Origin of the sequence: Providencia sp. CIM-Carb-044 (assembly GCF_033901115.1) — a bacterium.
In the GTDB taxonomy this organism is placed as follows: Bacteria; Pseudomonadota; Gammaproteobacteria; order Enterobacterales; family Enterobacteriaceae; genus Providencia; species Providencia hangzhouensis.
This window is the reverse complement of the sequence record NZ_JAXADV010000002.1, coordinates 80,324-105,137: the sequence shown is the minus strand read 5'-3', so window position 1 is coordinate 105,137 and position 24,814 is coordinate 80,324. Positions and strand designations below refer to the sequence as shown.

Genomic DNA, 24,814 nt, shown 5'->3' with positions numbered 1-24,814 from the left:
AATAGCATTTAATGATATTGTAGGTTAAATTGTAGCGTACCATTCGCTTTCCCAGCTGCCGTTGCAGATTGAGTTTGGATATACGCGGCTTCCAACGGAATGTTGTATTGCCCTATGTCATTTTTATTGGCGAGCGGTATTAATTGATTAAGCTTAATGGGTATACCGTTGTGCTTTACTTGGATGGCATAACCTTTCGCTGTATTTTCATCGGCTAAATTATTAAGTGCGATTGCCCCTGGTGTTTGACTTGAATCTTGAGTTCCAATAAACGTAATTTTTATCGGAGATATAGGGTCACAATCTAATTCAATTTGAAAATTTTGCTTGCTCTCAGAACTCGTTGAACCAACATCTGTAAATGACAATTTACTAACGTTACCGAATGGTACGTCTATTGATTTATTTTTGACTTCACAACCACTCGAAATAACATTGATTGGCCCCATATTTACTTTGGGTTCGAACCTCCCATATAAATCTGTAGTAATGAAACCATTGTGGAATAAAATCAACATCGCAGCATTAGATATTGGTAAAGTTTGGCTTTTAACATTATTACCAACTTTATAAAAATCCGCCCTTAATTTTACAGTATACGTTGCTGAAGATGCATTAGAGCCACATATAAATCTATTATTATTATTTCCATCTTTCGTATTTACCCCATCAACATATGCAAAACCAGAGCAAGGGCTCATTACTGTACCATGCAAAGTATAACCAACGCCTGAACTATTAATTTCTCTAACATAACCTATACCCGGAATATACCTTGAATTTCCTGGTTCGATTGGTACGTAAATTCCAACTTCTGTATTACCCGTCACATTCCACCACGTCCATGGAGAGTGGGTTCCTAAATCAATAGAACCAATAAAAGTACCTACTGGTAAAGTTCGTGATACATAAAGTGTTTTATTCGGATTAACTAATTGGCTGGTAAATTCAGCCCTAAATTCAGCAGCCCCGAATTGTGAATATAAAAGGAACGAAATGCCTATTTTTAGACCTAAATTTTTCATGATAACTCCTATTCACAAACTCGTTCTATAAACTGAATTTTTTCATTCTCTAATGATAATAAAAGTGGAACTGTACATTGTTGATTATTACCGTTGCCCCATTTCACTATTATCTTGCTTTGCTCTGGAACGCCACTTAAATAAACCTCCCCATCATTTGCAACAATACCGCCTGTAACTTGTTCCTCACTTTCCATAACAGAAACTTGTGTACCAAATGCAATTGCTTTTCCCGCATACTTGAGTTTTAATAAAACTCTAGCACCCCGTTTTGCTTGGAAATTAGCTAATACAATCGCACCTTGAGTAGGAACGACTGTCGTTGTATTAATCGCAACATCATTATTGCCACTTAATGTTGCAGTATCGACACTAATTTTATTTCGTTCATAACGATTCACTGTGGGAATTACTGCATAACCTGACGAATTAGTGTAAAGTGATTGCGCGTTATTTACTTTTAAATTGTCTATATCTTCTGCTTTAACGAGCACTGCAGAATCATAGATAGTACGAGAGGTCGTTAACCCGCCAGAATGCAATAATAGTGCTCCCGTTGCACTGAAATCGATAGCATGATATTTAGGGTCATAGTTATAACCCAAACTGTATTCTCCTGATGAAACTATATAGTTTGCACTAACGGAACTGCTAAATTCATTACGGCTATGGTTATATCTTTGCGTAAGGTTATACTGCAAATTATTATCTACTAATTGCATACCATTAAAACTTAATGAGCTAATCGAATCTCCATTTTTGCTGGTACTATAGCTATAGTTAGCCCAATTATTTTTTCGACCCAAATCAAAAGGAATACTTAAATTGAATGACAGCATTTGGTCATTTGTTTTTGAATAGTTTTGTTTAATATAAGAATAAGCAACGCTGTAATTCAATGAATTATAATTAGAGCTAAAACTCATTGTTAAACTTTTATCAGAACCACTTTTGTCCCAATAATATTGCTGGTAACCATTCACCGATAAATAACCGATTTCGTCAAGTGACTGAGAGACTGATGCTTGAAACTGTTGTTTTTTTCGCCCCATATTATAAAGATAATTATTCAAATCAGAAAAATCATAATAGTTTTTTGTTGAGTAACGATATGACGCCAAAGAAAAAGAAGTGCCTGTATTTGGAATGTATTTCGAATATTGAATTCGATACGCTTGCCCTTTCGCACTCTTTTTATCAATCAATTGTACCGATGCTTCTGTAATATCTGTTGATATCGCGCCAATTTTGCCTAAATTTACTCCAGCACCTATTGTGTAGGCTTGATAGTCTTGAGAAACTAAGAAACCTCCATAAACGGATAAGTTATATGGCAAGCCGTAAATTGCTGATGCTTGCGCAAAATTAGGTTTACGTCGTGCACCATCAACATTATATTTACCAATATCTACGCTATATTTTAATGTGCCGGCTCTTTGCATCATTGGCACTGCAGAGAAAGGCTGAATAAAAGACCTTGCCGTGCCATTAGCTTCTTCAACTGTGACCTCAAGATCACCACTATATGACGTTGGATACAAATCATTAATCGCAAACCTACCCGGCGGCACGGTGGTTTGATAAATCACGTTGCCATTTTGGCTGATAGTAACAATCGCGTTTGATTGTACAAGACCAGTCACTGTAGGTGCAAAACCCCTTTCACTTTGAGGTAACATACTTTCATCAGATACTAGCTTCACTCCAAGATAAGGGGTGCTCTCTATTACGCCATTATCAGAGGATATTTCACCAATCGTTAAGCGGCTTTTTAAGCTACGAATATCACGTTCTACATAAGTTTGTAGATTATTCCAATTCGTTTCATATGTCGTTTTACTGTAGGTACTATGATTACGGAAACGCCAAGCGCCCATATTAATACCACTTCTTAAACCTAAGAACGAGTCATCTCTATTATTCTTATTTTGGTACCAATGTTTATTAAACCGAACTGTGTAGTTAACAAATGTAGCGGTGATTCCATCGTCCCATTCCTTTGGTTCAATATAGCCTCTACTCGTATTTTCTAATCCAATTTGTGGGATACTAATTTGTAATTGTTGGGTTTCAAATCTGTATTGATAATTAGCACTGGGAATAATTTTACTAATGTCATTCAAATATTCGTCCTCTCCACTTGCTGAAAACTTTTCACTTGCTGAGTTTTTCACGCCCCAGTTTAGCAGCATTTTTTTTGTTATTTCAGGAGATAATTTTTTAGCTTTATCATCAAATAAAAACCTTATATTCTTGTTATCAACCAATTTATCATTTATATAGATATCAACAAAATAATCTCCTGGCAATTGCCCTCCCGCAGATGATAGGTAGCCTAAACTATTTATATCTGCGACTTGGTTTTCCATTCCGGAATTAATTGCATTAATATCAAAAATATCTTTAGCAATTGTATTATTGATATAAAATATTAAGCTAATCGCAGTAAAAACATTAGAATACATAAGCGTATTTTTTTTACAAAAAACTGGCATCTTAGAGACTCTTATTTGGTTTTTTTCTCTATAATAGCGCCATAGTCATTGATAAATTGAACAACTATTGAGTCACCATTATTTATTTTTTTCTTAATGATATAGTCATTTTTGAATGGATATATTAAACTAGCACCGTCAATGACCCTGCCATTGTCAAGGATATTTTTGATTGATAAGTGATATGGAGTTTGGTTATCAATCATAATCCCATCTGGTTTCTCAACTAAAAAAATTTTTTTAAAGTCGAATGGCTCTATATCTTTCGACCTTAAAAATAATTTAAACTGTGAATTTATGATTATCTGTAGTTCATTCTCAATACTATTATTTTTTGGTGGTATTGATTTGATATTAAGCAAATAAATTTGTTCAGTATTTGAACCGATAGACTCACCTATATAAGAAATTCTAGCTGAACCATTTGTATCTGGCTCAATACGAAATAATGGTGGTATGGCAATAAATGGTGCTTTCCCCTCTCCGCCAAATGGTGATACCCAGCTTTGAATTAAAAAAGGTTTTTCTTTATCACTATTGAAAATAGGAATATCAATTTCACGTTTATTTTCTTCATAGACAAAACGTGTTCCACCTACACTAATCCCTGAAGCTTGAGAGGTGCTAGTTATAGAAAAAAAACATATACAGATTGAAAAAAATATTTTTTTCATAAAACAACCATTATATTGAAATAAGAAGGAGAGTAACCATTGTCACTCTCCAATTAGTTAATGATATTGAATACTGTATACTGCACTGCTATTAGCAGGCCCTGCAGTTACTACACCAGTCGCTTTATAACGAGCAACATAGTCTAAGTCTACTGTTGTACCATCGAATTCAATTTGTTTTGAATCTTCAAACAACTTAATTTGCGTTATTGCATCTTTTTCAAATAAAGCAACACCGACATTATTTGCAACGCCTACAGCTTGGTTAATTGCAAGAATATCGTTGTCTGCGGTATCACGTGTGCCACCGAAACGTACAGTTACTTTGGAGTTTGTTGGACAATCAACAAGTTTAATAGTAAAGTTTTTTAAACCCGCCACTTCTCCTTGTGCGGCTAAACTTTTAGCTGATACCTTTCCAAGGTCAACATTTAAATTTTTTGAGTTGCTATCAACTGTACAAGCTATATCAGTTATTTCCCCAGTAAAGTTAATTGTACCTGAAGCAAAAACAGTTGGCGTAGATGTTACAGCTAAAGTAACCCCTATTATAGTTAGGGATTTTTTTAGAATACTCATAATAGTTCCTATAATATAGATTTTTAATTATTAATTACTACATAAACAAATAAATCACTCATATTTTTAGTTCAGAAGAAATATATCATCTACCTTTAGTTAAGTTAACCAATGGATACATTGAATTTTTTAAAATTGCATCTAAAATATTAATGCTTTGTTTTTATCATTTATGAACTGGCTCTTTTATTTAGATTTTTTATTAGCAATTAGATAGTTTTTTAAAATTTCATTTGCCATTGAGATTTTATTAATATACATATAAAAATTATAGAACGACTTTTTATTTACTATTTTCAGCTCTTTTAATGAATTATTATTTAATTCTTTCTGGATTAAATTTTTCGGCAACCATAAATAACCAACCGAATTTTCGGCTAATTTAATTGCTAATTCCACATTAGAAATATGGATAGTTTGGATGCTTTTGATCCCATTCATACCTGTAAGCTTCAAAGAAATTGAGGCGGTTTTTTCCATTATTTTCAGTATATTGTCAACTGAACAATGTTGCAGCTTATGATTTGGGTTGGTTACAAGCACCGCTTCAACCTGTTCAAGAAATATGGGATTTAACGACTCAATGTAATGATGAGTAATTAATAAATCATAATTTTTAATTGTAAAAACATCTGATTTTCTTAGTGAAATCTTCTTAAGATCAATATCATAATCCTTTCTAGAGCAGCTTAGCTCTCCAATTTTTTTAAGTATTTCATCACTTTGATATAGCGAATCTATAACTATATTAATTTTATTATTTCCCTCATAATTTAATGACTTGGCAACCTCTTCTAATGAAATCGCTTTATTTGTTACTTCTCTTGATAACGCTAATAACTGTTCTCCTTGTTTAGTTAATACTGCACGACGTTTTTCTAAAGAAAATATTTCAATTTCTAACGTTTGCTCTAATTTACTGATGGTATAACTAATTGATGATTGTGTTCTATGCAAGATTTCAGCTGCTTGAGCAAAACCACCGTAGTCAACCACCGCTTGTAGGGTTATCCATTGGTCTAGCGTAGTTCGGGTTTTAACCATAGAGTCTCCAAATTATTAACCTGGGAGATATATTTTATTTATCGTTAATAAATACTTTTACATACCATTCCTTATTTACTCATATATTTAAAAGTTTTTAAGTTATTTATTTTGATATATCGATAATCATTTTTAATAGGGGATATTTTTTTATGTAAAGCTATCAGTTCTCTTATACTCTCGAAAAGATCAATACAAGTAACTAAAAATAGCCTAATAATAAAACCAAGAAATATAAAAATAAATTAAATAACTATACACCATTAATAATGGTACCCAGCTTTTCAAAATTATGGGGATTAAGTGTATATTTCTATGATGAGCACACTTTTAGACAAAAAAAAGCCATTACTCAAAAGGTAATGGCTTAAAAATTATTCTGTACATCTGGAGACTAACGGTAAAGATCTTTACGCTGATAAGGTTCTATTTCTCCCTCTTTTCGCGTTTTTAATAGCTTTAGTATCCATGTGTATTGTTCTAAGTTCGGGGAAACCAGATATTCCAGCTCCTCATTCATTCTTCGTGCAATATACTTATCGTCCTTACCATCGATATCATCCATTGGTTCACGGATAAAAATATGCAATTGATGCGTTTTATGGTCATAAACGGGAAATAGTGGCACAACTTTCGCTTTACAAACTTTCATTAACCTACCGATTGCAGGTAATGTTGCCTTATATGTACCAAAAAAATCAACAAATTCGCTATGCTCCTCACCATGATCTTGGTCTGGAAGATAAAACCCCCAATATCCTTGTCTAACAGAAGCAATAAAAGGCTTAATACCCGCTTCTCTTGAATGCAAGCGCCCCCCGAAATGGTATCTCGCTTTATTCCATAAATAATCTGCAACTGGGTTCTTTTGGTGATGAAACATTGCAGCCATTTTCTGGCCTTTTGCTGCTAATAACATCGCTGGTGCATCAACGGCCCAGCCATGAGGAACCATAAAAATAACATTGCTTTGCTGCTGTTTTAAGCGCTCTATAATTTCTTGATTATGCCAATGCGTTCTAGCTAGCGTTTTACTTGCACCACGAAGACATAGCTCTGCCAACATAACAAAGGACTGTGGTGCGGTTTCAAACATACGATCAACTAATTCTTCTCGTTGTTGTTCTGTCAATTTAGGAAAACAATAAAGTAAGTTAATTTTGGCACGACGACGACCACTTTTAGCCAGCCGCCCAACCCATTTTCCTATTTTAGCGAGTAAAGGGTCACGGATTTTAACCGGAATGAAAGCCAATCCTGCCAAAATACCCGCTCCTAACCATACCCCCCAATATTTAGGTAATAGATAAGAACGGTGAAAAGTTGGCACATAGCCTTTTTTACTATCAGTGTCTTGATCTTTATTCATGCTGTACTCAAGTGAATATTAGCTATCTCTCTATAGCTTATAATAATAGTTTACGGGAGCATTACAAAGAAAACTGGCAGATACAAGTACCTGCCAGCGATAAAATAGAAACTTAAGTTACTGTAGTTTAAGTTGTGGTTTCGTTTCTTTTACTAGCGCTAAATATTCTTTACGCTCTTTTCCTGTTAAACCACCAGAACTTGGTAATTTCGCAGTAAGTGGATTTACTGCTTGTTGATTCACCCACATTTCAAAATGTAGATGAGGCCCGGTCGAACGCCCAGTATTACCTGATAGCGCAATTCTATCACCACGCTTAACTTTTTGCCCAGGCTTAACTAACAATTGGCGTAAATGCATGTAACGAGTGGTATATTGACGCCCATGACGGATAGCAATAAAGTTGCCTGCAGCACCACTGTATTTTGAAACAATCACTTCACCATCACCAACAGCAAGTACTGGCGTGCCAACAGGCATTGCGAAATCCACACCTTTATGCGGTGCTACACGCCCAGTAACTGGGTTAACTCGCCGAGGATTGAATTGTGAAGACACTCTAAACTGTTTAGCGGTTGGAAAACGTAAGAAACCGCGTTCTAAGCCATTCCCTTCGCTATCATAATAGCGCCCATCTTCAGCACGAAAAGCATAATAGCTTTTTCCATTAGTTTGCAGACGAACACCAATGAGTTGGCTCTGCTCACTGCGCCCGTTAAGCATTTCCCTGCTCATTAACACACTGAATTTATCGCCTTTTTTCAATTTTTTGAAATCAACCTGCCATTGTAAGGCTTTAATCACCTCACGGCCTTCATTACGTGTTAAGCCCGCTTTGTTTGTACTTTGTGCAAATGAACCGTCAACCGTACCTTTTAAAACACTGTTAGTCCATTCACCTTCGCGAATTTGCTTAGTTTCTTCAAATTTATTTGTCGTTCCTACGCGGGTAAAAATACGGGTCTCACGGCGAGAAACATCCCAAGTCAATGATTCTAACTCACCCTGTTCTGTTAAAGACCAATTTAAGGATTGGCCTATTTTAAGGTTTCTCAATGACTTATGTTGGTTAGATAGCGTTGCAACATCCCCAGCTTCAATACCGAATTGAGTTAAAATAGTCGTTAAGTTATCACCACTTGCAACAACATATTCATGGGGGAGAGGCGCAGCTTCTCCCCCTGTCTCTATTGCTTCAGCTTCGGTATCAGCAAGGCCTTCATCAGGTAGCTGTTCACTACTGTCTTGAATTATATCGTCGGTAGCATCACTTGCAGGTAATAATGAGAGCGGTATGATGGTATCCGGTGTGCCATCATTTTCAGTTGTCGTTGGTACATGAACTGGCCGCCAAATTGCGACGGCCATAGTCGCTACAGTGAGCGTACTTAATACAATTTTATGTGTCCTAGACAGGCTACCGTATACCTGAGCCAGACTTTTGGCCATTTGCTGCACTTAAACAATTCCTTCTATTTTTAATCCAGGCAGCTGGCGTATTGCTCTGATAATTGAGTCAAAAACTGCATGTAGCTATCTGGCCCTATCGCCAGCCCAATTCCTAGTGGGTCGAGAGTTCCCATTTTCACCCCCGTATTTCGTGCTACACTTTCAATCACAGCAGGCCTGAATTGTGGCTCAGCAAAAACACATTGCGCTTTGTGCTCAACCAATTGTGTTCGTATTTGATGTAATTTCTGCGCGCCAGGTTGTATTTCTGGGTTTATCGTAAAGTGCCCTAATGGAGCTAATTGATAGTGTTTTTCAAAGTAACCGTAAGCGTCGTGAAAAACAAAATAACCCTTATTTTTAGCTGGCTGCAAAATATTAGCAATTTTCTGATCATTTTGCGTCATATTTTCTTTGAATTTACGAAGGTTTACGTCTAGCTTATTTTTTTGTTCAGGATAAAGCTCTACTAAACGCTCATAAATGTCTTGCGCAGCGTAATTTGCAATTTCTGGGGATAACCAGATATGCATATTATACTCACCATGGTGATGATGTTCGTGATCGTTGTCATGGTTAGCTTCATCTCCATGTTCGTGATCATGTTCATCTTCATGTGACTCCGCCATAAGTAGTGGCTTAATGTTTTTCTGCTCAGCCAATGCTAGGCGTTTATTCTGTGGTAATGTATTGATTGGCTTCTGTAAAAACATTTCCATATCAGGTCCAACCCATACGAATAGATCAGCCTGTTTAATTTTTTTCAAATCAGAGGGTTTAAGTGCATAATCATGAGGTGAAGCACCATCTGGTAATAAAACTTGTGTCTCAGTGACACCGTCTGCAATCCCTGCGGCAATAAAGGCCAGAGGGCGAATTGACGTTACAACATCAGCATTAGCAGTTGATACCATAGTTGCACTTAATACGGAGGTCGCCACCGCCCCGAAAAGAAATTTGCAGGCAATGTTTTTCGATTTATGTATCATAGCAGTCTTTTTCCGTGATTTTGATTTTGAAATGTTATAATATAACACAAAATGAATTCTGCAAGATGTTTTTCATATGCAACCATTACTGACTTTAAATAAAATTTCTGTTTCATTTGGCGAAAAACAGGTCCTTAACGATGTTACCTTTGAACTGAATAAAGGTGATATCGTAACCCTTTTAGGCCCAAATGGCGCTGGAAAATCAACTATTGTACGTGTTGTACTCGGGTTACTTGCCCCTACATCAGGTACCATTACGCGTCCTTCTTCTCTTGCTATTGGTTATGTTCCACAAAAACTTCACTTAGATACGACGCTCCCTCTTACGGTTAAACGGTTTATGTTATTAAAGCTCGGTGCTCGTAAAGAGCATTTGTTACCTGCACTCGAAAGAGTCAAAGCAACGCATTTACTCGAGCAACCGATGCAAAAATTATCAGGCGGTGAAACTCAACGTGTTTTACTGGCTCGCGCCCTACTCAATAAACCTGACCTGTTAGTGCTCGATGAACCCGCTCAAGGTGTTGATATTACAGGCCAAGTTGCACTATATGATTTAATTAATCAATTAAGAACTGAGCTTAATTGTGCTGTATTAATGGTTTCCCATGACTTACATCTCGTGATGGCAAAAACAGATAAAGTACTTTGCATTAACGGCCATATATGCTGTTCTGGCGCGCCAGACGTTGTTTCAAACCACCCTGAGTTTGTGGCAATGTTTGGTTATCGGGGTGCTCAACAACTCGGTGTATACCGTCATCAACATAATCATCAACATGATTTAGAAGGCAATATTATTGTTGGTCACCAACACAGCAAGGACTGCAAACATGATTGAGTTACTATTACCCGGCTGGGTAGCAGGCATGCTACTTGCCATTGCGGCAGGTCCTTTAGGCTCTTTTGTTGTGTGGCGCCGAATGTCCTACTTTGGCGACACATTAGCTCATGCTTCATTGTTAGGTGTCGCATTTGGGCTACTATTAAATATCAACCCATTCTATGCCGTTATTGCTGTAACTTTGCTATTAGCCTTAATCTTAGTTTGGCTAGAAAAGCGTCCACAACTTGCCGTTGATACTTTACTGGGTATTATGGCGCACAGTTCACTGTCTTTAGGTTTAGTCGTTGTTAGCTTGATGGCTAATGTCCGTGTTGACCTAATGGCTTACTTATTTGGTGACTTACTCTCAGTCAGCTATGAAGATATTATAACGATTTTTATTGGCGTTATTGTCGTTTGCGGGTTGCTTTTTTATCGTTGGCGGGCACTTTTGTCCATAACGGTTAGCCCTGAACTTGCTTTTGTTGATGGCATTAATATTCAAAGACTGCGTTTATTACTAATGTTAGTTACCGCACTAACAATTGGCATTGCAATGAAGTTTGTCGGGGCGTTAATTATTACGTCTTTATTGATTATACCCGCGGCAACGGCTAGGCGTTTTGCTCGAACACCTGAGCAAATGGCCTTTATCGCTATCTTAATTGGTATGATTGCTGTAACTGGTGGATTAACACTTTCTGCTTTCTACGATACCCCTGCTGGGCCGTCTGTCGTATTGGTATCGGCTGTTCTATTCGTACTTAGCTTAACAATAAAAGCGAAAAATTAATTTAAGCTTTAAGCTATGCATTTTAGTCATCACGCGCTGTTTTTAGCACAGATGGCCCCAATATTGATAACAATATTGGGGCCATACTTATTTATTTTATATAATCAAATTTCTTTAGGGGTTAAACCAAAGTGGTTATATGCATGAACTGTCGCCATTCGGCCTCGAGGGGTGCGCTGAATAAAACCTTGCTGGATAAGATAAGGTTCTAATACATCTTCTATGGTTTCACGCTCTTCCCCGATAGCTGCTGCAAGGTTATCAACCCCAACTGGGCCACCCATAAATTTATCAATAATAGCAACTAAAAGCTTTCTATCTAAATAATCGAAACCAGCAGCATCCACATTTAACATGTCTAAAGCTTGGTTAGCTATTAGCCCATCAATTGAACCATCACCTTTCACTTGAGCAAAATCCCGCACACGACGTAACAAACGGTTGGTGATACGTGGAGTTCCCCTCGAACGCATAGCAACCTGTAAGGCCCCTTCTTCGGTGATATCTAACCCCATGTATTGGGCACTACGCTTAACAATATGTTGTAAATCGTCAACTTGATAAAATTCTAGACGTTGCACAATACCAAACCGGTCACGTAATGGTGATGTGAGCGACCCTGCCCGAGTCGTTGCACCAATTAACGTGAAAGGAGGGAGATCAATTTTAATAGAGCGCGCTGCAGGCCCTTCGCCTATCATGATATCTAGCTGATAATCTTCCATTGCGGGATAAAGTATTTCCTCAACAACTGGGGATAATCGATGAATTTCATCAATAAATAGGACATCATGGGGCTCTAAATTAGTTAACATGGCAGCTAAATCGCCGGCCTTTTCTAATACAGGCCCTGAGGTTGTACGCAGATTAACGCCTAGTTCATTCGCAACAATCCCTGCCAAAGTTGTTTTACCTAACCCTGGAGGGCCAAAAATGAGTAGGTGATCAAGTGCATCGCCTCGCATTTTCGCTGCCTGAATAAATATTTCCATTTGGTCTTTAACCTGAGGCTGACCAATATACTCATTCAATAGCTTTGGCCTGATCGCACGGTCAATAGCTTCTTCATCTGACTGTAATACTTCAGCAGTTATTAGGCGATCGGCTTCAATCATATTAAAAATCTCTCAATCAAAGTGCTGCACGAAGGGCATCACGGATCAGTGTTTCAGAGTCACTATCCGGTTTTGCGACTTTACTCACCATACGGCTTGCTTCTTGTGGTTTATACCCTAAAGCAATCAGTGCGGCTACGGCTTCCGCTTCAATATCAGCCATATTTGGTACTTTGCTATTTACACTTGGCAGATTAATATCGCTATTTTGATTAAATAAATCCCCATTGAGGCCTTTGAAGCGGTCTTTCATTTCGACCACTAAACGTTCTGCGGTTTTCTTACCAATTCCAGGTAATTTAACCAGTGATGCTATAGCCTCTTGTTCAATAGCGGACACAAATTGTTGAGCAGACATACCGGATAAAATTGCGAGGGCTAATTTGGGGCCAACACCATTTACTTTGATCAGCTCTTTAAATAGCGCCCTTTCTTGCTTATCATTAAACCCATATAGTAATTGAGCATCTTCACGAACAACAAAGTGAGTGAACACAATCGCTTCTTGACCAATTTCGGGCAACTCATAGAAACAAGTCATTGGCATATGGACTTCATAACCAACACCTTGTAGTTCTAATAATACGATTGGAGGTTGCTTTTCTAAAACAATACCACGTAAACGACCTATCACATTGAAGCCCTCTATTGCTATCTAAACCCTGAACATACTATCCAAACCCTGAACAGGTTGATTTATTATCATTAATACTGTTGTTTATACCATAAAAAATGCTGGATGCATATCCAGCTACGCGCTATTTATTAATAAGCAATTCTGTTTAAGATAAACTCGCTATCTTAAACGACCTCGAGTTAAAACTAACCGTGGGTCGCCAACTTTTAAAAGGTTTTGATTGAAATGGCAATGTGTTATCGCAATTGCCAAAGCATCTGCTGCATCAGATTGTGGGCTCGCTGACAACTTCAGAATCGATTTAACCATATGTTGTACTTGGCTTTTTTCTGCGGCTCCTGTGCCTACCACCGTTTGTTTGACCTGACGTGCTGCATATTCAAATACGGGTATATTCATGTTTGCAGCGGCGACAATCGCAACTCCCCGAGCTTGCCCAAGTTTTAATGCTGAATCCGCATTCTTCGCCATAAAGACTTGTTCAATGGATAATATATCCGGTTGATATTGAGTGATAATTTCCGAGACGCCCGCGTAAATTCGTTGCAGACGACTTGGTAAATCATCAACTTGTGTACGAATACACCCACTACCTAAATACAGTAGTTGCCGGCCTTGTTGGCGAATAACACCGTACCCCGTAACACGAGAGCCAGGGTCAATACCTAAAATAATCGCCATATAAATTTACTTATGCCTCTTTATATTAATCATGTTGTTCTAATAAGCTTCATAATACTATCAATTTCAATCAAATAGCTATTTGAATATCAAATCCAACATTCAGAATAGTGATAATAAAGGCGAGTTATGGCACTGATACTTAGCCAAGTATAGCGAATAAAAGGAAGGAAAGCATCGAAGGCGTTAGAGAAAACAGGCTGCATCAGCCCGCTTTCTCTACGCGGATTATGCTAAATGACTAGGCCGCCATTTAGTGCCTCACAACTTACAGTGTGGCAGCGACTTCGTCAGAAATATCACCATTGTGGTAAACTTCCTGAACGTCGTCTGAATCTTCTAACATATCGATAAGACGTAACAATTTAGGCGCTGTTTCTGCATCTAACTCGGCTTTAGTTGATGGGATCATTGAGACTTCTGCAGCTTCACTGGTGAAACCCGCAGCATCTAATGCATCTTTCACTTCACCAAAAGTTTCTGGCGTTGTGTAAACATCGATTGCGCCATCATCATAAGTTTCAACATCATCAGCACCCGCTTCTAATGCCGCTTCCATGATCGCATCTTCATCAACACCAGGCGCATAGGTGATTACGCCGCGTTTAGTAAACAAGTAAGAAACAGAGCCGTCTGTCCCCAAGTTACCACCCGTTTTAGTAAATGCATGACGCACTTCAGAAACAGTACGGTTACGGTTATCACTTAAACATTCAACCATAACAGCCGTTCCGCCTGGGCCATAACCTTCATAAATGATGGTTTCCATATTATCGTTATCATCATTACCAACACCACGAGCGATAGCACGGTTTAAGGTGTCACGAGTCATGTTGTTAGATAATGCTTTATCTACCGCTGCACGTAAACGTGGGTTTGTTGCGGGATCACCACCACCTAAACGCGCTGCAGTCACTAATTCACGGATAATTTTAGTGAAAATTTTACCGCGCTTAGCATCTTGTGCCGCTTTACGGTGTTTGGTGTTGGCCCATTTACTATGACCTGCCATGAAATATCTCCAAAAAACGTCAATAAATAATTAAACAGCAAATTCTAAAATAGCCTGACTGTTGCTCCAGGATTTCGTTAAGCTCGCCGCTTCATCTGGTGCTAGCCAACGATATTCGCTGTGTTCCGTCAGTAATGGCATTTTTTCTTCACTTTGCACCATTTTAAACCAATGTTCTTTGCAATGCGTAACATCGGGTGCATAACGATGCCTGAAATGTGGGAAAATTTCAAAGATGATACTGTGCGACAAATCTTGCAGCTGGTTCTGTTCAACCTCAAAACCTGTTTCTTCTTTAATTTCACGACACGCCGTTTCATACGGTTTTTCATCAGGCTCCAAACTTCCAGTCACTGATTGCCAAAAGTCTGGGTCGTCTTTACGTCGTAACATAAGCACCCGTCCACTATTTTGAGCCACAATAATGACTAATACTGATTCTGGGCGCTTATATTTTTTCATTGAACTTACTCTTCGTCTTTCGCAACTACAGCGATAGCAAGTTCCGTTAATGCATCCGGGTTAGCATGGCTCGGTGCATTCGTCATTAGACACGCGGCCGCTGTTGTTTTCGGGAAAGCAATAACATCACGAATATTATCAGTTCCTGTTAACAGCATCACTAAACGGTCAAGACCAAATGCTAAGCCTGCATGTGGTGGTGTACCATATTTCAATGCATCTAATAAGAAGCCAAATTTTTCGCGTTGGTCTTCTTCATTAATACCTAAAATACTAAATACTGTTTGTTGCATTTCGTTGCGGTGAATACGGACTGAACCACCGCCAACTTCGTAGCCATTGATGACCATATCATACGCATTAGCAACGGCTTCTTCAGGTTTACTCGCCAGTTCTTCAGGTGAGAAATCTTTAGGAGACGTAAATGGATGGTGCATCGCAGTTAACCCGCCTTCACCATTATCTTCAAACATTGGGAAATCAATCACCCACAGTGGCTGCCAGCTATTTAAATCGGTTAATTCAAAGTCACGACCTACTTTCAAGCGTAGCGCACCCATTGAATCGGTCACCACATTTTTCGCGCCCGCGCCAAATAACAAGATATCGCCGTCAACGGCACCAGTACGGTCTAATAACTGGTTAATCACGTCTTCACTCAAGAATTTTGCAACTGGACTTTGAATACCGTCAAGGCCTTTAGCTCGCTCGTTGACTTTCATCCAAGCCAAGCCTTTCGCACCATAAATACCAACAAATTGACCATATTCGTCGATTTGTTTACGGGTCATAGCTGCGCCACCGGGGACTTTCAGAGCCGCAACACGACCTTTCGGATCGTTTGCTGGGCCTGAGAACACCGCAAATTCAACATCTTTTACGATATCCGCAACATCCACCAGCTCCATTGGGTTACGTAAGTCTGGTTTATCTGAACCATAACGACGCATAGCTTCCGCAAAGGTCATGATTGGGAAGTTGCCTAAATCAACCCCTTTTACCTCTAACCATAAATTACGGATCATACGTTCCATAATTTCACGCACTTGCTCTGCAGTCATGAACGAGGTTTCAACGTCGATTTGGGTGAATTCAGGTTGACGGTCCGCACGTAGGTCTTCATCACGGAAGCATTTTACGATTTGATAATAACGGTCAAAACCTGACATCATCAGCAATTGTTTAAATAATTGTGGTGATTGCGGTAATGCGTAAAATTTACCTTTATGAACACGGCTTGGTACTAAATAGTCACGAGCACCTTCTGGCGTTGCTTTGGTTAGCATTGGCGTTTCAACGTCCAAGAACCCTTCTTTATCCATAAAGTTACGAACAAAGCTGGTGATTTTAGCACGCGTACGCAGACGGTCAGACATCTCTGGGCGACGTAAATCTAAATAACGATATTTTAAACGACGCTCTTCTGTATTTGTTTGGTTGCTATCTAACGGCAGTGGCTCTGACTTATTAAAAACATTCAGTTCTTCAGCAAAAACTTCAATTTCGCCCGTTGCCATGTCTTTATTTTTTTGGCTATCTGGACGTGCGCGTACTGTCCCTGTGATTTGGATACAGAACTCATTACGCAGCTCTGACGCTTTTTCAAATATGTCTTTACGATCGGGATCGAAGAAAACTTGCACGATACCTTCACGGTCACGCATATCGATAAAAATCAAACCACCTAAATCGCGGCGGCGGTTTACCCATCCACTAAGAGTGACCTTTTGGCCTTCGTGAGCGATGTTTAACTGCCCACAATAATTAGTACGCATACAATATCCTTTTACTCAGCTGTTGTGCTTTTGCTTGCTGCGGGATTTTGGCATTTTGCTGAACCCTATTTATTTGCGAAACACGGGCTGAAAATTCAGAATGTCAAAAAGGCAGACATTATACAGGAAATTCTGTTAGACAAATAGTTACGTATTCTACATAACGCGTAAACCATTTTGTTTTTAATCATATTTTCATCAATTATTGTTTTACTAATCAACAATAATAAAATTGAATAGCGAGATAGACGTCTATCACGATGATCCTATCGATTTTAAGGGACTATCCGCACCATGTACATATTGCAGCAAAGGTTTATTTCATCAGCTCGAAGCCTTTTTGAGTAAAAAATCACCACTTAATGCATTCCAATTCAATTATTGATTAATAAATACCTCTTTAATCATTAATCTTTCTATTTCAGAATCGTTACCTTTTTCAGTTTGCTATAATCGCAATATATAGATATAACGCTGAATTAATCACCATCTGCAGTTTAAGGACTACCCATGAAAAAAATTATACTTGCCACTTCCATGTTCGTACTACTTGCTGGATGCCAAAACATGAAACCCGCAGAGACTGATAATACAAAAACTTTTTATATTGATTCTTCACTTGCTGATTGTATGGGCGTTGCCCCAATGAAGTGTATGAAAGTGAAAGAAAACCCAAGTGATGACTGGCAACTTTTTTATAGCTCAATTCAAGGCTTCGAATATCAACCAGGCTTCTCTTATACTGTACAAGTGAAGCAATTCGATGTACCTAACCCACCGGCTGATGCCCCAAGTATTCGTTATGAATTGATAAAAATCGTTGAAAAGAAATAGCATTTAAAAATTTAATTTAAGTCATTAAGTAATTTTATCAGTTTACTTAATGACTCACTTATAACCATAATTATTTTATCATCAGTAAATAATAGAGTGCCCCTATTATGAGTGTTAAAATCATCGATAAGCTTGGGTTAATCACCCTATCAGATCACAAAATTGCGATGGTGCGTTCCCATAATAAAAGTTTGTTTTATATACCCGGTGGAAAACGCGAGCAAGGTGAGACGGATGTACAAGCACTCTGCCGTGAGATTGCCGAAGAATTAAAACTCGACTTAGTTATCAGTTCTATCCGGTTTTATGGCGAGTTTATTGGCCCTGCTGATGGAAAATCAGATGGAACGCAAGTCCGTATTCGTTGCTACTTTGCGGACTATAGAGGCGAACCCCATCCTGCTGCTGAGATTGCCGAATTGGATTGGTTTAGCATTAACGATTTACCTCGCTGCTCAAGCACGGCAGTGACCATTCTGTCACAATTAAAAAAAGACGGATTAATTCAATAAAGCATATATGATTACTTAAAAAAGTTGTGATTTCATTTGTCGAACGGCTTTTTAGGATTTACAATTCACCAAATATTGTTAATACCCATTACTATAACTTATATTTTTAGGTGTTTTCATAGTTTGATTCGTTTTATGGTGGAGTAAAAAATGGTCAGCTCTTTGTACGCTGTACTGGGTGCCTTACTGCTGCTTAGATTATCCTTAAATGTTGTGAAGCTGCGTAATCAATACCGTATAGCTTATGGTGATGGCGGTTTTTATGAGTTGCAAACCGCAATCCGCGTTCATGGTAATGCCATCGAATACATTCCCATCTCTTTAATTTTATTGCTTTTAATGGAAATGAATGGCGCACAAGTGTGGATGATTCATATTTGTGGCTTGATCTTAATTGCAGGGCGAATACTGCACTCTTATGGTTTAAAAAATCACGATTACTCATATCGCCGTTCAGGCATGGTAGCAACTTACCTTGCTATGGCGCTGATGGTTATCGCCAATACTTATTACCTACCTTGGCTACAAATCGTTTCATTTAATCTTTAGTTTTTATTCTCTGTAACGGCACGAATTATTAATGTGCCGCTCATTATTTCATTGCTTATGGATTGATTTTCAGTAGACTGCCTTTCTGATACAATCCTTCCCTACTTTTGTTTTTGATTAATACAGAACTTATGTCAAACTCGGATCCAACCTCAAAAGACCGCCTTTTCTCTGCGCCTATCGCTAACCTTGGTGACTGGCAATTCGATGAAAAAGTTGCTGAAGTATTCCCTGATATGATCCAACGCTCCGTGCCAGGGTACTCTAATATTATTACGATGATTGGCATGCTAGCGGGTCGCTTTGTCAAACCCAACAGCCATGTTTACGATTTAGGCTGCTCTTTAGGTGCAGCAACCTTATCGATAAGGCGTAATATTACAGTAGAAAAAAGCAAAATTATTGCTGTTGATAACTCCCCTGCAATGGTTGAACGTTGCCGCCGCCATATTGATGCCTATCGTGCTGACACACCGGTTGAAGTTATAGAAGGTGATATTCGTGATGTAAATATTGAAAACGCCTCTATGGTTGTGCTCAATTTTACTTTGCAGTTTCTCAACCCAGAAGATCGCCAATTATTACTCAGTAAAATTTATCAAGGGCTACAACCCGGCGGTATTTTAGTCCTTTCTGAGAAATTTAACTTCGAAGATAAAGAAATCGGTGAGTTATTATTCAATATGCATCACGACTTCAAACGGGCGAATGGCTATAGCGAATTAGAAATCAGCCAAAAACGTAGCATGTTAGAAAACGTGATGCTCACAGATTCTGTTGAAGCACATAAAGCGCGTTTAAAAAATGCAGGTTTTACTCACTGTGAAGTTTGGTTCCAGTGTTTTAATTTTGGTTCACTGTTAGCGGTTAAAGAGGCCTAAGCATGATTGATTTTGGTCGTTTTTACCAACAAATTGCGGTTGGCCCCCTAAGTCATTGGCTTGAAACGCTTCCGGCACAACTTTCAGCATGGAAAAAACAAGGGTTACACGGTGGTTTTTCTTCATGGGAAAAAATGCTAGATAACCTGCCAGTAATGGTCCCTACTGATTTGGATTTACGCAACAGCGTGACTGCTACACGTGAACCCGAGCTCACAGCCGGTGAAACTCGGCGCCTGAATAATATTCTTGAACAATTAATGCCATGGCGTAAAGGCCCTTTTTCTCTCTATGGTGTGAATATTGATACCGAATGGCGCTCTGACTGGAAATGGGATCGCGTATTACCCCATATTTCATCACTAAAGGACCGTTATGTCTTAGATGTCGGTTGCGGCAGTGGCTATCACATGTGGCGTATGTTAGGGCAAGATGCCAAATTTGTTGTCGGTATCGACCCAACTGAATTATTTTTATGCCAATTTGAGGCGGTGAGAAAATTATTGGGCGATGACCAACGTGCGCACTTATTGCCTTTAGGTATCGAACAACTGCCAGAGTTAAAGGCATTTGATACTGTGTTTTCAATGGGTGTACTTTATCACCGCCGTTCACCGCTCGACCATTTGTGGCAACTTAAGAACCAATTAGTGAGCGAAGGTGAATTGGTTTTAGAGAGTCTAGTTATTGAGGGGGATGAATTTCAGTGTTTGATCCCCGGTGACCGTTATGCTCAAATGCGTAATGTCTATTTTATTCCCTCCGCTAAAATGCTCAAAGTTTGGTTAGAAAAATGTGGTTTTGTTGATGTCCGGATTGTTGACCAAGAAGTGACCTCTTTGGAAGAGCAACGCCGCACACAATGGATGAAAACAGATTCATTGGCTGAATTTTTAGACCCTAATGATAAAACCAAAACTATCGAGGGCTACCCTGCACCATTACGCGCTATTTTAGTTGCTCGTAAACCATAAAAAAATGCCTATGGCAATTACGTCGTAGGCATTTTATTTCATTTTTATCAAGATATTACATTGTTATTTGCCATAAATTATAGAAGGCAATTCGGCCAGCTAACTCCGCTAAAATAACGGCTAGCGCACATAAGCCTAATATTACAGATGAGTTTCTTCCGCGATATAACAGAGCCGGATAAACAAACAGCATCACCGCTAATACGACTAACTGGAAGCTCCAAAAACCAGCTTGTTCTGCACTAATCTCTGGTCCTATTTCGCCTAAAAATGACACATAAGCGGCACGAGTGGCAAAAATAATAATTGAACCAATCAAAAATGCCATCGCCCCTAACCGCTGAGCACCGAATAGAATAGCCAATGCGCCACCAGCAACTAACAGAGTCATCCACATTTGTACTGTTGTGAAAACAGTAAACCAATTGGCTACCGTCGCAATATTATACACTTGAGGAATTGACCAGACGAATGCCAAACCAAAAATAACCGTGGCAACATTACACAGTTCACTCAGCGCTTTATTTTTAATAAATAAGGTGAATAATAAAGTTGCAGCCCCAAAAGCAACAAAAATACCACTAAGCAAAGCTTCATTACTCATTGGTGAACGGCCTACACCTAAAAGCATATTAAAGAAGCGCAGAGGCTGCCCAACGTGTAGCCCACCGATGGCTAGCGCAATGATCATAATGACAAATGCCGCTATATTGGAATGACGCAATTGGGTTTCGCTCAACATGCCCAGTTTTCGGCTCGCATATACCAATAAATATAAACCTGCTGCCGACTGCCCCAATACGGTGAAAAAAACGAGTGGAAGTTCGTGCATGTTATACCTCTGCTGGGTTTTGTAATTTACCGCTCTTGTCACCGCAAGGTTTAGCATCCTTGTGCGGCTTAATGACAATATTAGGATTAGTAAGAGCTGGGTTTGGCATGGGGGCAATCCCACTAATATTGCCATGGCGCTCGCGAAGAATGTTGATATCGTCAAAGTCCAATGCGCGTTGTGGACAAGATTCAACACAAACAGGTTTCATCCCTTTTTCGACCCGCTCATAGCACCCATCGCATTTACTCATCAATTTTTTCTTTTCGTCATACTGTGGTGCGCCGTATGGACAACGTAGTTCGCAGTAACGGCACCCGACACAAATGGTTTGGTCTACTACTACTAACCCATCTTGTTCACGTTTATGCATTGCACCGGTTGGGCAACCTGCAACACAGGTAGGGTTAGAACAATGATTACAGGAAATTGATAGATAGTAACTATAAACATTCTGTTGCCATATCCCCTCTTGCTGTTGCCAACTTCCACCACCAAACTCGTATACCCGACGGAATTTAGGCCCTAAATCAAGGTCCTTTTCATCCTTACAACTCACCTGACACGTTTTACAACCTGTGCATTTTGTTGAGTCAAAATAAAAACCATACTGTTTCATTCGTCACTCCTTATGCACGTTTCACGTCAACTAAGTTAGTATGTTGCGGATTTCCTTTAACGAGAGCGGAAGGCTGCTGTGTGGTGAGTGTATTAATACAGCCACCAATATCGACCCCCTCTTCATTGACTTCTCGCCAAGCACCTTGCGGAACTGCAATCACACCGGGTAATACGCGTTCTGTCACTTTTGCTTTAATATGCATACATCCACGGTCATTGAAAATTTCAGTCACATCACCATCTTGAATACCACGAGCAGACGCATCAATTGGGTTAATCCAATACTGGTGCGGAACGGCTTCGCGTAGCATCGCAATATTAAAATATGAAGAATGCGCATGGCCTTTATCGTGATAGCCAGTCATTTGCAGCGGGTATTTTTGTTTAGCTTGCTTATTTTCAACGCCTTCAGTATTCACACAATATTCAGGCACAGCAGGTATTCGCTGGTCAGCAGGGTAATCCCACTCTTTCGCTATCTTAGCGAGCCTTTCTGAATAAATTTCAATTTTACCCGATGGTGTTGGTAATGGTGAGGTTTCAGGTGAATCTCTGAATGATTTTAAAGCAATATAATCTGCACTATTCGCCAATTTTCTATCAACAATTCCCATGTCATTCGTTTCTTCAAACGTTGGCAAATGTGGATTTTTTTCTCGCATCAAGTTATAGCAATGTTCTATCCACTGCTCATGTGTACGGCCTTCGGTAAATTGGTCTTTAATACCCAGTTTTTCAGCGATATCAGTTAAAACATCATAAGATTGGCGACATTCCCATAATGGCGTAATCGCATTCTGTAGGCGGATAGCATAATGGTAAGCACCACTGGCATACGAGTTATTAATTAAATCATTCGATTCAACACTGGTCACATCAGGTAAAATTAAATCCGCATATTTAGTCGATGGCGTCATATGCGTATCCCAAACCAAAATAAATTCACATAGGGACTCATCCGTTAGAATTTTGTGGGTTTTATTTAAGTCAGAATGTTGGTTACCCGTGACATTACTCGCATAGTGCCATAAAAATTTCACATTGGTTTCAAGTCGTTCTTTACCGAGCAGTGTCGAGTTTGTCGCGGTCATTTCGGTACCGCGCGCTATCGCATCTGTCCACATAAAACACGGAATTTTGGTTTTAACTGGGTTTGGAATAGCAAAACCTGGCACAGAATACGCCACGTTTCCTCCCCATCCTCCGGCATTCGTTCCTGGGCGTCCAATATGTCCCGTGACAATGGGTAACATCATCACAGCCCGTGCAGCTTGTTCACCTGATGCCGTTCTTTGTAACCCCCAACCTTGAGAAATCCACGCGGCTTTTGCATTACCCAGCTCACGAGCCAGTTGAATAATACGAGCTGGTGAGACGCCTGTAATTTGGCTAGCCCACTGCGGCGTTTTTTCAATACCATCATCACCGAGCCCTAAAATATAATCCTTATAGGAACCATTTTTTGGTGCGGACTCAGGGAGTGTCTGACTATCCCAACCCACACAGTATTGAGCTAAAAAGGCTTCATCCGTTAATTGTTCTTTAATTAATGTATGGATAATCGCAGCGACAAGCGCACCGTCAGTGCCCGGATAAATCGGGATCCATTCAGCACCTAGTGTTGTCACGCTATCAGTACGACGTGGGTCAATAATAATGACTTTAGCTTGGCTTTTTTCCAACGCTTTTAAGGTTTCGTAGAATTGCCCACCACCGGACATCCGTGTTTCCGCGATATTATGGCCAAACATGACGACTAAATCGCTATTGGCTATTTCAGATAACAGCGAATCATCCAACTTGCCATAAACATACGGAATAACACCGTTTATTTGTGCGGTTGAGTAGGTTCCATGTTGGTCAAGAAACCCACCTAATTGGCTTAATAACCGCTTGCAAGCATTACGTCCTTGTAAATTAGCACCGGTAGATCCTGAACCATACTGATAGTAAATCGCTTCATTGCCATATGTATCAATAGTTGAGCGCAATTTTTGTGCCACTATCGTCGTCGCTTCATCCCAACTGATCCGTTTAAACTTGCCTTCTCCCCGTTTACCTGTACGTAATAATGGGTATTTCAAGCGGTCTGGGTTATAGGTTTTCCAGCGAACAGAGCGCCCTCTCAAACAAGGACGTATTTGATGTAAACCAAACTGAGTGTCGTCATACATGGTTTCATTCGATATACGAGTAATGACGTCATCTTTCACATGTACTTTAAGTGGGCAACGACTGCCACAATTAACTAAGCATGCGCTGTATTTGATTTTTTCACTGACTTCATCTGGTTGAATTGTGATGGTTGGTGTTGCTTGAGCGGAAAAAGGTAGAGAGATAGAGCTGGCGATAGCCGTTGTTGTAGCGATAGAGGCAGAAGTTTGAATAAACTGTCGCCTACTCAGCGCTGTTTCCCTGATTTTATTGATCATTACATTGCTACCTTATTAATTATTATAAATTGAATTACTTAGTATTCTTATAGTAATTAGATAGTAGCCTTATAAAAAAAGTGGTTAATTGACATGCATCAACACAAGCAATAATTAAGCTATTAATGATAAATAAATCATATTATTAGTATTTCTATCGACTATTTTAGCAATAATTAACTGCATGGTAGCTAATAAACACTAAGAAAAACCAACTAATTGATTTTCCTTAGTGAATAACAATCTATTTA

24 protein-coding genes are annotated in these 24,814 nt (G+C 39.1%); 7 read left to right on the top strand and 17 right to left on the bottom strand.

The window, feature by feature from the left end; genetic code table 11:
* Nucleotides 1–8: 8 nt before the first annotated feature.
* The 8 genes from SJ312_RS03760 to znuA all read right to left on the bottom strand — a co-directional run bounded on the left by SJ312_RS03760 (nucleotide 9) and on the right by znuA (nucleotide 9,624).
* Complete coding sequence (locus SJ312_RS03760) at nucleotides 9–1,025, bottom strand: fimbrial protein (protein ID WP_153673460.1); 1,017 nt, start codon at nucleotides 1,023–1,025, stop codon at nucleotides 9–11.
* A gap of 8 nt (nucleotides 1,026–1,033) precedes the next feature.
* Entirely contained in the window at nucleotides 1,034–3,520 is a 2,487-nt protein-coding gene (locus SJ312_RS03755; protein ID WP_319866978.1) for a fimbria/pilus outer membrane usher protein, read from the bottom strand.
* 11 nt (nucleotides 3,521–3,531) lie between these two features.
* Nucleotides 3,532–4,194 (bottom strand): molecular chaperone, encoded by a 663-nt coding sequence (locus tag SJ312_RS03750; protein ID WP_004255002.1) that lies wholly within the window; start codon nucleotides 4,192–4,194, stop codon nucleotides 3,532–3,534.
* Nucleotides 4,195–4,251: 57 nt separating this feature from the next.
* A complete protein-coding gene (locus SJ312_RS03745) occupies nucleotides 4,252–4,773 on the bottom strand; it encodes a fimbrial protein (RefSeq protein WP_004255004.1) in 522 nt (173 codons plus the stop codon).
* A 186-nt stretch (nucleotides 4,774–4,959) separates the two neighbouring features.
* Nucleotides 4,960–5,817: a LysR family transcriptional regulator gene (locus SJ312_RS03740; protein ID WP_004255005.1), complete on the bottom strand. Its 858-nt coding sequence runs from the start codon at nucleotides 5,815–5,817 to the stop codon at nucleotides 4,960–4,962.
* A 394-nt stretch (nucleotides 5,818–6,211) separates the two neighbouring features.
* A complete protein-coding gene (gene lpxM, locus SJ312_RS03735; protein WP_096864858.1) occupies nucleotides 6,212–7,186 on the bottom strand; it encodes a lauroyl-Kdo(2)-lipid IV(A) myristoyltransferase in 975 nt (324 codons plus the stop codon).
* 117 nt (nucleotides 7,187–7,303) lie between these two features.
* Nucleotides 7,304–8,644: a murein DD-endopeptidase MepM gene (gene mepM, locus SJ312_RS03730; RefSeq protein WP_094962968.1), complete on the bottom strand. Its 1,341-nt coding sequence runs from the start codon at nucleotides 8,642–8,644 to the stop codon at nucleotides 7,304–7,306.
* 20 nt (nucleotides 8,645–8,664) lie between these two features.
* A complete protein-coding gene (gene znuA, locus SJ312_RS03725; RefSeq protein WP_110591670.1) occupies nucleotides 8,665–9,624 on the bottom strand; it encodes a zinc ABC transporter substrate-binding protein ZnuA in 960 nt (319 codons plus the stop codon).
* Between the two features lie 76 nt (nucleotides 9,625–9,700).
* Between znuA and znuC the strand changes: the two genes are divergently transcribed.
* Entirely contained in the window at nucleotides 9,701–10,468 is a 768-nt protein-coding gene (gene znuC / locus SJ312_RS03720; protein WP_004255015.1) for a zinc ABC transporter ATP-binding protein ZnuC, read from the top strand.
* On the top strand, nucleotides 10,461–11,246 hold the full coding sequence (gene znuB, locus SJ312_RS03715) for a zinc ABC transporter permease subunit ZnuB (RefSeq protein WP_094962966.1): 786 nt from the start codon (nucleotides 10,461–10,463) through the stop codon (nucleotides 11,244–11,246). Before znuC ends, znuB begins: the two co-directional genes overlap by 8 nt.
* A 104-nt stretch (nucleotides 11,247–11,350) precedes the next feature.
* Here the strand turns inward: znuB and ruvB are convergent, their stop codons facing one another.
* From ruvB to aspS, 6 genes are all read right to left on the bottom strand, one after another.
* Nucleotides 11,351–12,361: a Holliday junction branch migration DNA helicase RuvB gene (gene ruvB / locus SJ312_RS03710; protein ID WP_004255021.1), complete on the bottom strand. Its 1,011-nt coding sequence runs from the start codon at nucleotides 12,359–12,361 to the stop codon at nucleotides 11,351–11,353.
* 16 nt (nucleotides 12,362–12,377) lie between these two features.
* On the bottom strand, nucleotides 12,378–12,995 hold the full coding sequence (gene ruvA, locus SJ312_RS03705; protein WP_319866973.1) for a Holliday junction branch migration protein RuvA: 618 nt from the start codon (nucleotides 12,993–12,995) through the stop codon (nucleotides 12,378–12,380).
* Nucleotides 12,996–13,157: 162 nt separating this feature from the next.
* The gene (gene ruvC, locus SJ312_RS03700) at nucleotides 13,158–13,679 is read right to left on the bottom strand and encodes a crossover junction endodeoxyribonuclease RuvC (protein ID WP_004255028.1); all 522 of its coding nucleotides are present in this window, start codon (nucleotides 13,677–13,679) and stop codon (nucleotides 13,158–13,160) included.
* A gap of 268 nt (nucleotides 13,680–13,947) precedes the next feature.
* Nucleotides 13,948–14,691: a YebC/PmpR family DNA-binding transcriptional regulator gene (locus tag SJ312_RS03695; protein ID WP_004255032.1), complete on the bottom strand. Its 744-nt coding sequence runs from the start codon at nucleotides 14,689–14,691 to the stop codon at nucleotides 13,948–13,950.
* Between the two features lie 30 nt (nucleotides 14,692–14,721).
* Entirely contained in the window at nucleotides 14,722–15,153 is a 432-nt protein-coding gene (gene nudB / locus SJ312_RS03690; RefSeq protein ID WP_004255036.1) for a dihydroneopterin triphosphate diphosphatase, read from the bottom strand.
* 5 nt (nucleotides 15,154–15,158) lie between these two features.
* The gene (aspS, locus tag SJ312_RS03685; RefSeq protein ID WP_004255040.1) at nucleotides 15,159–16,928 is read right to left on the bottom strand and encodes an aspartate--tRNA ligase; all 1,770 of its coding nucleotides are present in this window, start codon (nucleotides 16,926–16,928) and stop codon (nucleotides 15,159–15,161) included.
* A 510-nt stretch (nucleotides 16,929–17,438) separates the two neighbouring features.
* Between aspS and SJ312_RS03680 the strand changes: the two genes are divergently transcribed.
* The 5 genes from SJ312_RS03680 to cmoB all read left to right on the top strand — a co-directional run bounded on the left by SJ312_RS03680 (nucleotide 17,439) and on the right by cmoB (nucleotide 20,678).
* Nucleotides 17,439–17,762: a DUF4377 domain-containing protein gene (locus tag SJ312_RS03680; protein ID WP_110591669.1), complete on the top strand. Its 324-nt coding sequence runs from the start codon at nucleotides 17,439–17,441 to the stop codon at nucleotides 17,760–17,762.
* A 107-nt stretch (nucleotides 17,763–17,869) separates the two neighbouring features.
* Nucleotides 17,870–18,274, top strand: a complete 405-nt coding sequence (locus SJ312_RS03675) for an NUDIX hydrolase (protein WP_004255045.1) — start codon at nucleotides 17,870–17,872, stop codon at nucleotides 18,272–18,274.
* A 150-nt stretch (nucleotides 18,275–18,424) separates the two neighbouring features.
* Nucleotides 18,425–18,823, top strand: a complete 399-nt coding sequence (locus SJ312_RS03670) for an MAPEG family protein (protein WP_004255048.1) — start codon at nucleotides 18,425–18,427, stop codon at nucleotides 18,821–18,823.
* A gap of 131 nt (nucleotides 18,824–18,954) precedes the next feature.
* Nucleotides 18,955–19,704, top strand: coding sequence for a carboxy-S-adenosyl-L-methionine synthase CmoA (gene cmoA / locus SJ312_RS03665; protein WP_004255051.1), 750 nt, complete (start codon nucleotides 18,955–18,957; stop codon nucleotides 19,702–19,704).
* Between the two features lie 2 nt (nucleotides 19,705–19,706).
* A complete protein-coding gene (gene cmoB / locus SJ312_RS03660) occupies nucleotides 19,707–20,678 on the top strand; it encodes a tRNA 5-methoxyuridine(34)/uridine 5-oxyacetic acid(34) synthase CmoB (protein ID WP_096864852.1) in 972 nt (323 codons plus the stop codon).
* 55 nt (nucleotides 20,679–20,733) lie between these two features.
* On the opposite strand, the gene SJ312_RS03655 is transcribed toward cmoB, so the two are convergent.
* From SJ312_RS03655 to SJ312_RS03645, 3 genes are read right to left on the bottom strand one after another with little or no spacing between them, the layout of a single operon-like run.
* Complete coding sequence (locus tag SJ312_RS03655; RefSeq protein ID WP_319866970.1) at nucleotides 20,734–21,510, bottom strand: dimethyl sulfoxide reductase anchor subunit family protein; 777 nt, start codon at nucleotides 21,508–21,510, stop codon at nucleotides 20,734–20,736.
* A 1-nt stretch (nucleotide 21,511) separates the two neighbouring features.
* Complete coding sequence (locus SJ312_RS03650) at nucleotides 21,512–22,129, bottom strand: DMSO/selenate family reductase complex B subunit (RefSeq protein ID WP_096864850.1); 618 nt, start codon at nucleotides 22,127–22,129, stop codon at nucleotides 21,512–21,514.
* Between the two features lie 10 nt (nucleotides 22,130–22,139).
* Nucleotides 22,140–24,563 (bottom strand): DMSO/selenate family reductase complex A subunit, encoded by a 2,424-nt coding sequence (locus SJ312_RS03645; RefSeq protein ID WP_165880131.1) that lies wholly within the window; start codon nucleotides 24,561–24,563, stop codon nucleotides 22,140–22,142.
* Nucleotides 24,564–24,814 lie beyond the last annotated feature (251 nt).

What these genes read in the sequence shown, in the direction of transcription:
- SJ312_RS03760 (WP_153673460.1), bottom strand. Translation starts at nt 1,025, where the DNA reads ATGAAAAATTTAGGTCTAAAAATAGGCATTTCGTTCCTTTTATATTCA.
- SJ312_RS03755 (WP_319866978.1), bottom strand. Translation starts at nt 3,520, where the DNA reads ATGCCAGTTTTTTGTAAAAAAAATACGCTTATGTATTCTAATGTTTTT.
- SJ312_RS03750 (WP_004255002.1), bottom strand. Translation starts at nt 4,194, where the DNA reads ATGAAAAAAATATTTTTTTCAATCTGTATATGTTTTTTTTCTATAACT.
- SJ312_RS03745 (WP_004255004.1), bottom strand. Translation starts at nt 4,773, where the DNA reads ATGAGTATTCTAAAAAAATCCCTAACTATAATAGGGGTTACTTTAGCT.
- SJ312_RS03740 (WP_004255005.1), bottom strand. Translation starts at nt 5,817, where the DNA reads ATGGTTAAAACCCGAACTACGCTAGACCAATGGATAACCCTACAAGCG.
- lpxM (WP_096864858.1), bottom strand. Translation starts at nt 7,186, where the DNA reads ATGAATAAAGATCAAGACACTGATAGTAAAAAAGGCTATGTGCCAACT.
- znuA (WP_110591670.1), bottom strand. Translation starts at nt 9,624, where the DNA reads ATGATACATAAATCGAAAAACATTGCCTGCAAATTTCTTTTCGGGGCG.
- znuC (WP_004255015.1), top strand. Translation starts at nt 9,701, where the DNA reads ATGCAACCATTACTGACTTTAAATAAAATTTCTGTTTCATTTGGCGAA.
- znuB (WP_094962966.1), top strand. Translation starts at nt 10,461, where the DNA reads ATGATTGAGTTACTATTACCCGGCTGGGTAGCAGGCATGCTACTTGCC.
- ruvB (WP_004255021.1), bottom strand. Translation starts at nt 12,361, where the DNA reads ATGATTGAAGCCGATCGCCTAATAACTGCTGAAGTATTACAGTCAGAT.
- ruvC (WP_004255028.1), bottom strand. Translation starts at nt 13,679, where the DNA reads ATGGCGATTATTTTAGGTATTGACCCTGGCTCTCGTGTTACGGGGTAC.
- SJ312_RS03695 (WP_004255032.1), bottom strand. Translation starts at nt 14,691, where the DNA reads ATGGCAGGTCATAGTAAATGGGCCAACACCAAACACCGTAAAGCGGCA.
- nudB (WP_004255036.1), bottom strand. Translation starts at nt 15,153, where the DNA reads ATGAAAAAATATAAGCGCCCAGAATCAGTATTAGTCATTATTGTGGCT.
- aspS (WP_004255040.1), bottom strand. Translation starts at nt 16,928, where the DNA reads ATGCGTACTAATTATTGTGGGCAGTTAAACATCGCTCACGAAGGCCAA.
- SJ312_RS03680 (WP_110591669.1), top strand. Translation starts at nt 17,439, where the DNA reads ATGAAAAAAATTATACTTGCCACTTCCATGTTCGTACTACTTGCTGGA.
- SJ312_RS03675 (WP_004255045.1), top strand. Translation starts at nt 17,870, where the DNA reads ATGAGTGTTAAAATCATCGATAAGCTTGGGTTAATCACCCTATCAGAT.
- SJ312_RS03670 (WP_004255048.1), top strand. Translation starts at nt 18,425, where the DNA reads ATGGTCAGCTCTTTGTACGCTGTACTGGGTGCCTTACTGCTGCTTAGA.
- cmoA (WP_004255051.1), top strand. Translation starts at nt 18,955, where the DNA reads ATGTCAAACTCGGATCCAACCTCAAAAGACCGCCTTTTCTCTGCGCCT.
- cmoB (WP_096864852.1), top strand. Translation starts at nt 19,707, where the DNA reads ATGATTGATTTTGGTCGTTTTTACCAACAAATTGCGGTTGGCCCCCTA.
- SJ312_RS03655 (WP_319866970.1), bottom strand. Translation starts at nt 21,510, where the DNA reads ATGCACGAACTTCCACTCGTTTTTTTCACCGTATTGGGGCAGTCGGCA.
- SJ312_RS03650 (WP_096864850.1), bottom strand. Translation starts at nt 22,129, where the DNA reads ATGAAACAGTATGGTTTTTATTTTGACTCAACAAAATGCACAGGTTGT.
- SJ312_RS03645 (WP_165880131.1), bottom strand. Translation starts at nt 24,563, where the DNA reads ATGATCAATAAAATCAGGGAAACAGCGCTGAGTAGGCGACAGTTTATT.